Below are 13,217 nucleotides of genomic sequence, written 5' to 3'. Positions count from 1 at the left end.
CGTAATTCTGTAACTCAATAATTCTGTAATTGGGATAACAAGTATAAATGAATTGGAGAGGGGAGTGGGGGATGAGCACGCTCAACCCTATGTTTGAGAAATTCAAGCCGGTAAAAGTAGATATGAAGCCTCAAAGACGTCAACAACGTTCAGACAAAAAGCTTCAGGTAATAGTCCCTGTGACGTCTAGCCAAAAATTAGAGATTGCCAGATTAAGTTTTTCAAAAGGTCATAGTGGAGAGTTTCATTCGTTTCTAGCAGACGTCTATAAACTGTCTGTAGAAAGAGATTTCATCAGGCATGCAAAAGATAAGAAATATATTGAAACAGGAATCTATGTGTCTACCAGAGTGCACAGGAACGTCTATGAGAAGTTAATCGAATTGAAGGTAGAATGGGGTCTTCGTAGCGTCAAACAGGCAGCACACAGGATTCTGATGAATGAACTGCAATTATAGGAGGGGATGTTTTGGGAGCGTTTATATACAGCAAGTATAATCTGATTGAAAAGGAAAAGGCTGCGCTTGAAGAAAGAAACATCTTTCAAATCATGATCAACTCATTGAGTGAGAAGAGATACAAGTTTGAGATCCGTGTACCAAATGATATGTATTTGCGGGCCCAGGTGCTATGTGATGACATTGACCAGTTGTGCGATTCAGAAAAGGTCTTTCCACAACGTGATTTGGTTGAACATATATTCCTGGACTTCCTGGATGAAGTACGGAAGAACGATTCAAATGTGGGGGCGATTTACAACCGAGTTACTGTCCGTACACAGGAGTTGCCATTAGTTAAGGATCAACCGATTATACCAACTAGAAGCACGACCCTTGTTTCCACAAGAATAGATAAGGAAGATGCTCTGAGGGCAGAGGTGCTACTGGAAGACTTATCATATTTCTTTCCTAAACATGAGCTTACGGTGGAAAAGTTAATCGAGATTGTTTACCTTGATTTCCTGTTGGAGTACATGAAAGGCAGGAGAAAGAATGTGATCGCGGATATCTTGGAGTATGTAAGCTAAGTTATTTCGTGTGTACAAAATGTAGACGGCATATTGATTTGAGGTAATGAATAAAAATAATAAGTGGTACCACGGTTTCGTGATACCACTTTTGATACCGTTAATTCTTTAAAATTATAAAAACACTAAATTTTCATGTTGCGTAAAACAAAGAAAACCTTGATATTATGCACTTCTTGAAATTATATTCGTTTTAATATAGTCGAGATGGAAGGTTCTATTGGGTAACATTTAGTTATAAAAAAACCTTGGCGTGCTTGCATGCCAAGGTTTTTATTTATGGAAAGCAATTTTATCATTTAAGCTACTAGAACCTTTCCCCTTCACCCGCTTCAATGTCGCCACAATAAGAAAGCTGACAATCACGAGCAATAGCCAGGAACTCACCTTTCCCAAATGTACAAGGCTCCATGCCTCTGTTTGATTTGGATATTCCCATGCGCCGAAAAATGTTGCGATGTTTTCCGCGATCCAAATAAAAAATCCGATTAGGACAAAGGAAAGGGCGATAGGCATACGGTAACTCTTTTCACCAACTTCATAACGGACCCAAGACTTCCAAAACAGAATAATGACTAAAGCAGATAACCACCAACGAATATCGATCCAATAATGATGAGAGAAAAAGTTCAAATAAATGGCTGCTGCAAGTGATACCACAGCCCAAAAAGGTGGCCAGTCAATGAGCTCGACATTCAACCTTCTCCAAGCCTGACAAAGATAACTCGCGACACTTGCATACATAAATCCGCTGTATAATGGCACTCCAAAAATTTTGGAATAGCCTTCCTCTGGATAGGCCCAAGATCCCATGTGCACCTTAAAGATCTCAAGTGCCAGCCCGATAAGGTGGAACAAGGTAATAACTTTTAATTCATCGCGGGTTTCAAGTCCAAACCGTAACATCCACCATTGCATCAGAATGCAGATAACCAGAAGCCAATCATAACGAGGTAAGAAGGGGAGAGGAATCACTTGAGTTATGGCTAGGGATGCAAAAATAACGACAGGAAACACGCAGGAGAGAGCCTGTTGCCAGCCGAATCGAACGAGTTGCTTGATTGCGCCAACTATGTACCATTCTCTCTTTTTTATCTCTGAGCTAAGATCCATGCTCCTAGCCATTTTGGGTTTCCTCCTCATCATTTTGATATTCGATAATATCTCCAGGCCGACAATCCAACGCCATGCAGATAGCCTTTGCTTTACCATTTTTCAAAATTGATAGTTTTGCCATCGTTATCCCTACCCTCTCTACTGTTACACTCATTTTTGGTTTTGCCAACATTACATCCACATTAATAAAAATCTTCATGTGCTCCCCTCAGACCTTTAAAACATTTTTTGATTTTGTATTAATGGCATTACGGTAGCCAGAAGATATATAAAGCAAGGAGCGGGATCCAGATAAGTAAAACTGCTAGCTTGAAAATCCTGTTTCATGGAGCACAAGAGCACCTCACTTACGATGTTTTTATTGAATATAACATAAAATTTATTGATAAACAATAAAATTTTAGGGTATGAGAACTTTGGTTGGGCATTTATTCATTCTACCCGTACCAATAAATTGAGAGTCTACATATATAATTCCTTCAAGGAAACACTAATAGGAAGTAGTGGAATATCCTAAAAATGGTGAAAGGAAGCATGATATGAGCTCTCTATTAGGCTCCTTAAAGGATAAATTAAGTGATAGTGATGATTTTTTTGTAATAGAAGAGGAATTCAATCAGACCAAGTTTGAGATTATTGGTGTACGGAGTCTAGTTGATTTAGCCAAATCATTGGAACTAATTGAAAAACATGTGACGACAGCGACCCTCATGCATAAAGGAGTGCTAGACTACTTAATCAGTAATGGAAAGAAAATAAGCAAGGAACATGAAATAATCACTGCTGTCTTAGAAGGTGAATTGATACTAGTCTTCGAAGATTGTGAAAATTTCGTGGTAAGTTTAGAACCGATAAGAGTGTCATTAAGCAGACCGGTGGAACAGCCTACGAATGGCAGTGTATTGCAAGGTCCATTAAACTCTTTCAATGAAGAAAGGTTAGTGAATATTGGGATACTCAGAAAAAGATTGGTATCTGATCAGCTGCGAGTGAAAGATTTTTTGATAGGGAAAAGACAGAAGAAAAATGTATCAATCAGCTACGATGCCAAAAGTGTAAATAAAAAGCTTTTACAAAAAACAATAGAACTGTTAGAGAACGGCTCAGAGATAGAATTACAATCGATACAGGACTTAATGAAAGTACTGAAACTATCCCCATGGAGTGCAGTGGGTAGAATTCATGCTACAGAAATACCCCAACAAGCTGCTAGTTGTTTGGTGAAAGGGAAAGTGGTTGTTTTTATCGATGGTTTTCCGTTTGCTTATATACTGCCGAGCACTTTTTGGGATATTTTTATTTTAGAAAATGATAAAAACTTTCCTATGCCAATTACCGTTTCCATTCGAGTATTAAGATTAATCGGAGTGATGATTGCGTTAATTGCTCCTGGATTATATGTTGCGCTGGTTGCTGTCAACCCGGAGGTCTTACGGATTGAATTGGCCTTATCGATTGCACAAAGCCGAAATGGTGTTCCATATCCTGCTTTAGTGGAAATCATCCTGATGCTGGTGATTTTGGAGTTAATTGTAGAAGCAAGTATCCGGTTGCCCCAAAGTATCGGACCAACCATTACCATGGTAGGGGGGATTATCCTTGGCCAAGCAGCTGTTGAGGCTAAATTGGTCAGCAATCTTCTCATTATAGTGTTGGCGGCAACAACCATTGCCAACGCAACCGTCATTGGCTACCAGAATTTGATCACCATTCGGATGTTGAAGTATACCATTTTGATTTTAGCGTCTATATTCGGTGTTCTAGGCATCATGGCAGGAGTGTTTTTGATTTGTGGATATTTTGCCAGTATAAATACGCTTGGCGTCCCGTATTTAAATATGGATTTTTCAAAGGGTGATATAAATAGTGGATAAAAGCTGGCAGGTAGTTTTCATATATTTGTTGACTCATCTTGGTCTCATTTTCTTTCTTTACCCAGCCAATATTATCGGTAGCTCTGATGAGTCCCACTGGATACCTGTTTTGATAGGCGTGCTGCTTCATATTTGTATTGTCTATTTGTATTTGAAAGGTTTGGCCTTTTTTCCTGGTAAGGATATCATTGAAATTTATACACAAGGAGGACAGTTATTAAAAGTACTCTTCCTTCTTCCGATTTTTGCGTATTTTATGATGGCGATGATTATTTCCGTCCGTGCATATTCAGAAATCATCACCATAGTGTTTTTATCGAATACTCCGCTCTGGGCCATTATGCTTTTATTATTGGTTATCACTTGTTATATGGCCATCAAGGGGGTAGAAGCCATCTTTAGGACTGGGGTAGTGATTGCCTATCTTTTTTTGCCGCTCATTATCTTTGTCATGGTTTTTTCTTTTCAAAATGTGGATTGGAACTACCTCTACCCTGTTTGGAATTCTGACTTTTCCTTCTTGAAGAAACAGGATTTCTTGAATAGCTTTTTTGCTATAGGTGGAGGGTTTTTGTTTCTTGGTTTTGTACAACCATATTTTTCTTACAAGAAAAAGAATGTTTTTTTGGGAATTGCTTTGGTTGTTCCATGTTTCTTTCTTTCAGTCTATGTCCCAATCCTTACTTATGGTCAGGCTACTGCATCTACTTTTTTCTTTCCTTTTGTGATGACATTGGATGCAATCAACATCACATGGCTGATGTTTGATCGGGTCACTATATTTTTCTTATTGAGTTTAATAACCTTCATCATGCTGTTCCTTTCATTAGTAATGTGGAAGGCAGTAAGAATCGCCCACTCGTTTATTCCCATTGTAAAACCATCTTATTTGGCTCTTGTTTTTACTTTGAGCATCTTTCTAATTTGTCTCTTGATTCCTAACTGGAGTGATGTAGAAGAACTCTTTAGCTGGAATACCTTTTTTCGATTTTACGTCCTGATTACCGTACCATTATCATTATTGTGCATGGGGATGCTCTCAAAGGGAGGAAAGAAGCATGGTGCTTAAAAAGCTTGGACTTTGTATAATGTTTGTGTTTGTTCTAATCCTAGCAGGATGTTGGGATAATAAAGATATTAATCATAGAACGATGCCAGTGGTTCTTGGGATTACTAAGAACCAAGAAGAATATAAGCTATTCTTGCAAGTACCTCAGGCAGCAAGGGGACAAGTACGAACAACTATCGTGAGAGAGACGGGTAGCACGATTAACCAAATTATTGATAAGATGAGCGCAAATTTGGAGAGCAACGTAGATCTTTTACATGCCAAAGTCATCATTGTCGACAGAAGTTTGGCTGAGGAAGGAATGAAGGATTTAATATCTGGTTTCATGAGGTCAAGGGATGTTCCTTCCAAAGCGTTAATGGTCATTAGCCAGAATGATATAGAGGATTTATTTACCGCACTGGAAAACCAGGAGCATTCTGAAGAAACGGTGTTGTTGGATTTCTTTGAAAAAAACGCAGGCTGGAATCCGCAAATTCCGATTACAAGGGTATGGCATGTCTATCATAGCATTCATTCCTATACGAAAGACGTTTCCATTGCCATGATAAGCAAAGGGGAAGAATCTCTATGTGAATTTGTCGGAGGGGCAGTCATCAAAAACGGGAAAATGGTTGATATGATAGACTCCGACGAAACGTTGCTTTACAATGCCTTTAATGATGAAAGCAATCAAGGAAAAATTGAAGTGATGAATGAAGGAAGTGTCATGATTTTAGGAAACAGAATGAATCACGATAGTAAGATAGTAAATGGAAGGCCATACTTTCATTCCGAATTACGGTTGAATGTGATGGTTTTAGAAACTAAGGAAGATGCTTCGAGAGAGGAAATAAGAAAGGCGTTGACAGCATTGCTTCTGGAAAGGTACGATAAGATGTTTTCAAAAATTCAATTAAGTGAAGCTGATATCCTCGGAATTGGACAGTATTTTCGAAAAGAGTTATCTAGAGAGAAATTAAAAAACTGGCGTTCAAAATATTATCCAAAGCTCGTATTTACACAAGATATCAAAATTAATATCCAAAACGAAGGGAATTTAAGAATGCCAGCCGACGAGGGTTCCTAAGATATATATAAATGCCTGCAAATCCATACTTCCCTTGCAGGCATTTATTTTTCCCATAGGGAGTAATTTACTCTACTAAATCGTTATTGTTGGTATCCACGACTTTCGTTTTTTCCAAATAATCATTTATTTTCAAACTCGAATATATGAATCCTGCAGCAATTAATGCACCAAATATCCAGCCATTTACCTTCATAAAGAATAGTATTCTATCATACCCGTCCACCCCATAAACACCGATAAGATAATACTTTAATCCTGCACCCACAAGACCTCTTAGTGCAAATACAGCAGTAATAAAATAAAAGGTAGGCAGAATGGTTTTGTGTCGATAAAGCTTTAAGCTTTCTTCTCGCTTATGACCCTGTAAATAGGCAATATCAGCTCCAAAATAAAGTGCTAAAGGTTTTTTAATAAGGATGGTGCCGAGAATCAATAGGCCAAATCCTGCAGACACATATACCGAGTTTTGAAGCATGGTAAAGGCATCACCTGAGAGGATATCAACGAGCGTGCTCACAAACAAAGAAACCATAATAAACATCCCTGTCACATTAAACTGCCTCTCAACAGCGAAACGAACGATTGTGTAGACAAAGCCCGGCGCAGTGGAAAGCAATATCGCATAGTAGTCTCCAAGCGGTTCCTGTCCAAATTTCCAGATCAGATAAGGTAAAGCCAAATAGAAAAGTAAGTCAAAAACAACAATCTTGTTTTTCATAGCGCCTCCGAAAGTATCAATGATACATTAATCATACCAATTACTCCCATATTCTGCACTATAAACATGAGAAATTACCTCCAGTTATGATAAAATGTAAAAAATGAGGTGAAGCGGATGATTTATGTTGGTGTGACAGGCTGGGGAGATCATGATTCGTTATATACTGCAGGTATTGCACCTAGAGACAAGCTGTTGGAATATGGTGCGCACTTTCCTACAGTAGAGGTGGATGCGTCCTTTTATGCCATCCAACCGAAACAGAACGTGGAAAAATGGGTAACGGATACACCCGAAAATTTTCAGTTCATCGTAAAGGCATATCAAGGAATGACAGGTCATCAGCGTGGTGAAATTCCTTTTGACTCTAAAGAATTGATGTTCACTGCTTTTAAGCAATCTATTGAGCCTTACGAAAAGGCTGGTAAAATGGCAATGGTTCTTTTTCAGTTTCCACCATGGTTTGAATGCAAGAAAGAGAATGTGGATTATTTGAGATGGTGCAAGGAGCAGATGGGGGACATAAAAGTAGCCCTCGAGTTCCGAAACCAGACATGGTTCCAGTCTGCCTATCATGACAGAACTCTCACCTTTATGGAAGAGCAAGGGTGGATCCACAGCATCTGTGATGAACCGCAAGCGGGAACGGGATCCATTCCTACCATCCTGCACCCAACCGATCCTGACAATACTTTAGTGCGGCTTCACGGTCGGAACACCTATGGTTGGACAAAGCCTGCATCAGGGAAGGACTGGAGAGAGGTCCGGTATCTGTATGACTATAACCATGAGGAGTTATTAGAGTGGAAGGAAAACCTAGAAAAATTAACGCCTTTAACTCGTAACATGTATATGTTATTTAACAATAATTCTGGCGGCCATGCAGCTGGAAATGCCAAGAAGATGATTGACCTGTTGGGTGTCGAATATACGGGATTGGCCCCAAGGCAACTAGATTTATTTTAGAGGAGAGAGACAGTGTGCAACAAATTAGAATTTTACATACAAACGATATTCATAGTCACTTTGATGCCTATCCCAAACTTGCGACTTTTTTAAAGGATCAGGCTTCGACACTGCCATCGGCCCTAGTTGACATTGGTGATAATATGGACCGTTTTCATCCTATTACCGAAGCTACGGGCGGAAAGGCAAACACTAGCCTACTAAATATGCTGCGCTATGATTATGCCACTTTCGGAAATAATGAAGGAATAACATTGGACTATCAGGGGTTATCTCAGCTCTATAAAGAGGCGGAATTTCCCGTTTTAGCTGCCAATCTTTTCGAAGAGAATGGCGATTATCCGGATTGGGTAAAACCTTATGATGTGAAAAATATGGGAAATGTTAAAGTTGCATTTATCGGAGTGACTGTTTTCTATCAGCATTTTTATGCTCTTCTCGGCTGGAAAATAGAAGATCCTTATATTATTTTGGAAAAATACCTGCCTGTTTTAAAAGAAGAGGCAGACGTTATTGTGGTCCTTTCCCATCTGGGCATTTCTGATGATGAGGAGATGGCAAGGAGGTTTCCGGATATAGACGTTATCCTTGGCGGACATACCCACCATGTTTTGCCTGAAGGAAGAAGGATCGGAAATACATTAATTTGTGGAGCGGGGAAGTATGGACAATATATCGGCCAAGTAGATCTTGTATATGATGAAGAGGTAAAATCACTCACTCAATCTACTGCAAAACTTCATAAGTTGGAACTCTATAAACCAGATCAGCAATTAACAGAGCGGATAAAAGACATGGAACAAGTAGCGGAGAAGCATTTGAATAAAAAAGTAGGAAGTATCAAAGAAACGTTACCGGTAGAGTGGTTCGCGCCTTCTTTTTTCCCTAATTTCCTTGCAGATAAATTAAGAGAATGGTGTCAGGCAGATATCGGAATGGTCAATGCCGGTGTGTTGCTTGATGGACTTGATGCAGGAGAGGTAACACTTGGAATGCTCCACCGTATTTGTCCCCATCCTATTAATCCATGCAGGGTGACCCTGACTGGCGAGGAGTTAAGGGAAGTGGTCCAGCAGGCTTTGCACCCTGATATGGAAAACTTGAGAGTGAAAGGTCTTGGGTTCCGTGGTGAGGTAATGGGGCGCATGGCATTCAGCGGAGTCAGGTTCGACACAGAGGCGATAAAAGATGGAAGCGTTCAAGTGACAGATATTTATATTGGTGATAAACGATTGTCGTCAAAAGATGATGTAACAGTTGGGACCATTGATATGTTTACTTTTGGAAGAATGTATCCAAGCATCATTCGTGCAAAAGAAAAGAAGTTTTACCTGCCAGAACTGCTTCGTGATGTGTTAGCACATTCATTTTCTGATAATTGACCTATTTTTCACACCCTTTCCATTCACACACCATAAATTGATATGGGAAGGGAGCGTGACAATTATCTATGATTGAAATGACACCAATTACAATCGAAGGCCATACGTTTACTGCGATTACGGTACGATTGCCAAAAACTAATTTCTTGGCGGTGACTAGTGATAAAGGGTATATCATGTGCGGTGCGCTGGATGTCGGCTTACTGAATGCCAAGCTGAAAGACCGGAAAATCATTGCAGGGCGGGCAGTTGGAGTGCGTACCATCGAGCAATTAATAGAGGCCCCTTTGGAATCCATTACGTATGAGGCGGAGAATGTCGGAATTACTGTTGGAATGCCTGGGAAAGAGGCTTTGTTAAAAATGCTATAAAGGGTGAGAGGTGCTAGTTGTTACTTGCAGCCTTTAGCCCCAAATATATAATACCATCGTGCTCAAACGGTGGTATTTTTATGTTGGCAATAAACTTTTCAAAACTTTTTTCTATTTTATCAAGCTTTATCCCGGAATTTTTACTATAATAGGAAATATATAGATTTTGTCGAAATGTGAAGATAGGAGAAGTTATGAGACTATTACCTACAAAATCAATGAAACCGGGAATGGTGTTGGCCAGGTCGATCTACAATGATTCTGGTAGAGTGCTGTTGAGTGAAGGGATCTCTGTTACTTCACGCATGATTACACGTTTGCAACAATTGAATGTAACGTATGTATATATAGAAGATGCACGGACAAGCGGGATGGAAGTGCCGACTATTATTTCGGACAAAACCCGTAAGGAAGCAGTAAAGACAATCACTGATACCTTTAAATCCGTGGAACATGAAAAAGAGTTAAGTAAGTGGTTTGTCATGGACAAGTCTTCCAAAAGCATCAAATCACTTATTCAAAATCTGCTGACAGATATGAAATCCAATGAAGAAGTTTCTGCACTTTTGACCGATGTGTATGTACACGACAATTACGTGTTTACCCATTCGTTAAATGTGACGCTTTATTCCCTCTCCATAGGATTGAAATTAGGGTTGTCCCAAAAAGAATTAGAAACATTAGGGCTTGGTGGAATTCTTCATGATATCGGCAAAATGTTGATTCCCAATGAGATTCTCTTTAAGCCGGGAAAACTTACAAGTGATGAGTTTGCTGAAATGAAGCGACATGCGACCTATGGGTACGATATCCTTCGCAACATGCAGACGATTCCGTTAATGGTTGCACATTGTGCTTTCCAACATCATGAGCGTCTTAATGGCAGCGGCTATCCTCGCGGCATTAAGTCGGATGATATACATCTGTTTGGTAAAATTCTTGCGGTAGCAGACGTTTTTGATGCTGTTACCTCTCATCGGATTTACCGGAGTGCCATGCTTCCACATGAAGGACTTGAAATTTTGTATGCAGGATCTGGTTCTTTGTATGAACCAGAAATTATTGAAGCGTTCCGCAAATCGGTAGCCATTTATCCATACGGTTTAATGGTCACATTGAATGATGGAAGAAAAGGGCTTGTTGTCGGCCAAAATAAAGACCTGACTGAACGCCCAGTCATAAGGGTGGTCGAAGAAGAAGGCGAAGATTTGGAAACGCCTTACGATATTAACTTAAAAGACCATCTGAGTTTAGCGATTGTTGACTGTGATTCTCTTAAAAAAATAGCAGCAGTCAGCTAAAAGGAAAGAGTAGAGAAAAAAGAAATATATTTCCTTTGTCCTATATCAGGATATATGTTATAGTAAAATCATAAAATAATATACTTCCCTTATCATACGATGAGGTAGAGGCTGCATAGCATAAGAGTAAAACTACTGGAGGTTGACACCTAAGATGGTAGAAAGAAAGGATGCTGTGCCGAAGCAATATGAGCGGTCGAACTCATGTTGCTGGGGTTATCTTGAATAAGGATAACACTGCCATTATGACCGGTACGGACGGTTTTTATAATGGAGGGCTACTGATCGGATGGAGGATAACACATTACATAGGTAATGATAGTTATTTTCTATCATTACTTTTTATTTTGTTTTCTTTCAGTGCCTTCCATTGTTGTAAACCCGTTTGTAACCAGTCAAACATATTACAGCTTAATGGGGGTTTTTTGTTATGGAAGGAACAATTTATTCGTTAATTCCTCCAGTGCTTGCGATCTTGATGGTTATTTTGACCAGAAGAGTTTTGCTTTCACTTGGAGTAGGTATTCTGGCAGCAGCTTTAATGTTAGCCGATTTTAATCCGGTTACAATGGTGGTGCTGATCTGGGATATGGTATTAGGTCTTTTTTATTCCGTAGACGATAAAGAGTTGAACTTATGGAATATTTATATCCTTGTTTTCTTAATCATCTTGGGAATTATTACTGCATTCATTTCTATCACTGGTGGCAGCAGGGCTTTTGCTGACTGGGCACAGACAAAAATCAAGACAAGAAGAGGATCAAAGGTTTTAACTGCTATTTTAGGTATCGTTATTTTTATTGATGACTATTTCAACGCATTGGCAGTAGGTCAGATTAGTAGACCGGTAACGGATCGCTACAAAGTATCACGCGCAAAATTAGCGTACTTGATTGATTCCACGTCTGCACCGATTTGTGTCATCTCACCTGTATCAAGTTGGGGTGCAGTTATTATCGGTATTATTGGAACAGATGTAATCGTAAGACAGAATATTAGTGACTTAACAGCAATCAGTGCTTTTATGCAAATCATTCCGATGAACTTATACGTTTTTTCTGCATTGATCATGGTGTTCTTGGTAAGTTATTTTAACTTCAATATTGGGCCGATGAGAAAGCACGAGCAACGTGCTATGGAGACTGGTGAATTATACGATTCTGAAAAAGAAGTGCCTGGAGAGCTTTCAGACGAACTTCCTACTAGCACAAAAGGTACGATTGGCAATCTTATATGGCCGATTGTAGCACTTTTCGTTGGGGTTATTGGAGCGATGCTTTGGACGGGTGCTTCCGCAATTGAAGGAGATATCACGGTCCTAGGTATTTTTGAAAATACAGATCCATCTGCAGCATTATTCTATGGTGGATTGTTTGCTTTAGTAGTTTCTTTCATCTTACTTTTCAGCCAGATTTCCAAAGGTGGAGTATCAAACAGTGTAGTGGGTCGCGGGATTGCAGAAGGAACGAAATCCATGCTTCCTGCCATCTATATTCTATTATTTGCTTGGACCATTGCTGGATTGATTGATGGCTTAGGAACTGGAACATACATTGCCGAACAAGTGGAAAACTCTAATATTAATATTGCTTTCTTGCCAGCAATCATTTTTGTCATTGCCGGTTTTACAGCATTAGCAACAGGAACTTCATGGGGTACTTTCACGCTGTTACTTCCTATTGCAGGTCAAATAGCTGTGGCAACAGATGTATCGATTTTATTACCTGTACTTGCTTCTGTATTGGCTGGGGCAGTATTCGGAGATCATTGTTCACCAATTTCCGATACAACCATCCTTTCCTCCACTGGTGCAGGATGTAACCATATTGACCATGTACTGACTCAGCTGCCTTACGCGCTAATTAGTGCAGGTGTCGCAATTGCAGGATATATTGTTCTAGGTTTAACTGGAAGCACATTACTTGGACTGCTAGTAGTATTAGTGGCATTTGTTATTATCGGTTTTAGTTTTAAAACGTTGAAAACAGCAGAATAATTTCATAATACTTTTCAAATAAAGTAATAAACACCTCCTTTTTATCTACTTTTAACTAAGTGGTAAAAAGAGAGGTGTTTTTCTTTTGAAAAATAAAATGAATAAATATTCATAATATAACTCTTGTGCATCAGTGCATTTAGCCTTTTGAGAAATATTAATAGAATAAAAATACGGTGTTGAGAATTGTCACATGATGTCGATTAATATAGTGTAAAAGTTTGTTTTGACATAGTCATAAAGTCTAGTTATACTATGTATAAATTATATTAAATAATCAGAAAAAATAAAACATTTGGACTCTTTCATCTATTTTTTGGTAAAA

The 13,217-nt window shown here is 39.1% G+C and carries 13 protein-coding genes and 1 riboswitch; of the genes, 10 read left to right on the top strand and 3 right to left on the bottom strand.

The window, feature by feature from the left end; genetic code table 11:
- The first annotated feature begins 71 nt into the window (after positions 1 to 71).
- Both K7887_RS18350 and K7887_RS18345 read left to right on the top strand, forming a co-directional pair.
- Positions 72 to 458: a hypothetical protein gene (locus K7887_RS18350; protein WP_223491075.1), complete on the top strand. Its 387-nt coding sequence runs from the start codon at positions 72 to 74 to the stop codon at positions 456 to 458.
- An 11-nt stretch (positions 459 to 469) separates the two neighbouring features.
- Positions 470 to 1,027 carry a hypothetical protein gene (locus tag K7887_RS18345; RefSeq protein ID WP_223491073.1) on the top strand — a complete coding sequence of 186 codons (558 nt, stop codon included), beginning with the start codon at positions 470 to 472 and terminating at the stop codon, positions 1,025 to 1,027.
- Positions 1,028 to 1,300: 273 nt separating this feature from the next.
- On the opposite strand, the gene K7887_RS18340 is transcribed toward K7887_RS18345, so the two are convergent.
- Positions 1,301 to 2,140 (bottom strand): DUF817 domain-containing protein, encoded by an 840-nt coding sequence (locus K7887_RS18340; RefSeq protein ID WP_399209731.1) that lies wholly within the window; start codon positions 2,138 to 2,140, stop codon positions 1,301 to 1,303.
- Positions 2,141 to 2,144: 4 nt separating this feature from the next.
- Positions 2,145 to 2,342 (bottom strand): helix-turn-helix domain-containing protein, encoded by a 198-nt coding sequence (locus tag K7887_RS18335; RefSeq protein ID WP_223491069.1) that lies wholly within the window; start codon positions 2,340 to 2,342, stop codon positions 2,145 to 2,147.
- Between the two features lie 340 nt (positions 2,343 to 2,682).
- Between K7887_RS18335 and K7887_RS18330 the strand changes: the two genes are divergently transcribed.
- Genes K7887_RS18330 through K7887_RS18320 form a run of 3 tightly spaced genes read left to right on the top strand, consistent with a single transcriptional unit; the run spans position 2,683 to position 6,155 of the window.
- A complete protein-coding gene (locus tag K7887_RS18330) occupies positions 2,683 to 4,017 on the top strand; it encodes a spore germination protein (RefSeq protein ID WP_223491068.1) in 1,335 nt (444 codons plus the stop codon).
- Entirely contained in the window at positions 4,010 to 5,086 is a 1,077-nt protein-coding gene (locus K7887_RS18325) for a GerAB/ArcD/ProY family transporter (RefSeq protein ID WP_223491066.1), read from the top strand. Before K7887_RS18330 ends, K7887_RS18325 begins: the two co-directional genes overlap by 8 nt.
- Entirely contained in the window at positions 5,076 to 6,155 is a 1,080-nt protein-coding gene (locus tag K7887_RS18320) for a Ger(x)C family spore germination protein (RefSeq protein WP_223491064.1), read from the top strand. Before K7887_RS18325 ends, K7887_RS18320 begins: the two co-directional genes overlap by 11 nt.
- A 67-nt stretch (positions 6,156 to 6,222) precedes the next feature.
- Here the strand turns inward: K7887_RS18320 and K7887_RS18315 are convergent, their stop codons facing one another.
- Positions 6,223 to 6,876, bottom strand: coding sequence for a VC0807 family protein (locus K7887_RS18315; protein WP_223491062.1), 654 nt, complete (start codon positions 6,874 to 6,876; stop codon positions 6,223 to 6,225).
- Positions 6,877 to 6,993: 117 nt separating this feature from the next.
- Here K7887_RS18315 and K7887_RS18310 point away from each other — a divergent pair, with 117 nt between their 5' ends.
- The 5 genes from K7887_RS18310 to K7887_RS18290 all read left to right on the top strand — a co-directional run bounded on the left by K7887_RS18310 (position 6,994) and on the right by K7887_RS18290 (position 12,892).
- Positions 6,994 to 7,842 carry a DUF72 domain-containing protein gene (locus tag K7887_RS18310; RefSeq protein WP_223491060.1) on the top strand — a complete coding sequence of 283 codons (849 nt, stop codon included), beginning with the start codon at positions 6,994 to 6,996 and terminating at the stop codon, positions 7,840 to 7,842.
- A gap of 14 nt (positions 7,843 to 7,856) precedes the next feature.
- On the top strand, positions 7,857 to 9,224 hold the full coding sequence (locus K7887_RS18305) for a bifunctional metallophosphatase/5'-nucleotidase (protein ID WP_223491058.1): 1,368 nt from the start codon (positions 7,857 to 7,859) through the stop codon (positions 9,222 to 9,224).
- A 68-nt stretch (positions 9,225 to 9,292) separates the two neighbouring features.
- Positions 9,293 to 9,595 carry a YunC family protein gene (locus tag K7887_RS18300; RefSeq protein ID WP_088019418.1) on the top strand — a complete coding sequence of 101 codons (303 nt, stop codon included), beginning with the start codon at positions 9,293 to 9,295 and terminating at the stop codon, positions 9,593 to 9,595.
- 194 nt (positions 9,596 to 9,789) lie between these two features.
- Positions 9,790 to 10,896, top strand: a complete 1,107-nt coding sequence (locus K7887_RS18295) for an HD-GYP domain-containing protein (protein WP_223491056.1) — start codon at positions 9,790 to 9,792, stop codon at positions 10,894 to 10,896.
- A gap of 97 nt (positions 10,897 to 10,993) precedes the next feature.
- Positions 10,994 to 11,185: riboswitch (Lysine riboswitch) on the top strand.
- A gap of 141 nt (positions 11,186 to 11,326) precedes the next feature.
- The gene (locus tag K7887_RS18290; RefSeq protein ID WP_223491054.1) at positions 11,327 to 12,892 is read left to right on the top strand and encodes a Na+/H+ antiporter NhaC family protein; all 1,566 of its coding nucleotides are present in this window, start codon (positions 11,327 to 11,329) and stop codon (positions 12,890 to 12,892) included.
- Positions 12,893 to 13,217 lie beyond the last annotated feature (325 nt).

Origin of the sequence: Sutcliffiella horikoshii, from assembly GCF_019931755.1 — a bacterium.
In the GTDB taxonomy this organism is placed as follows: domain Bacteria; phylum Bacillota; class Bacilli; order Bacillales; family Bacillaceae_I; genus Sutcliffiella_A; species Sutcliffiella_A horikoshii_E.
The sequence above is the reverse complement of the archived record's forward strand: the minus strand, read 5'-3'. Positions and strand labels throughout refer to the sequence as shown.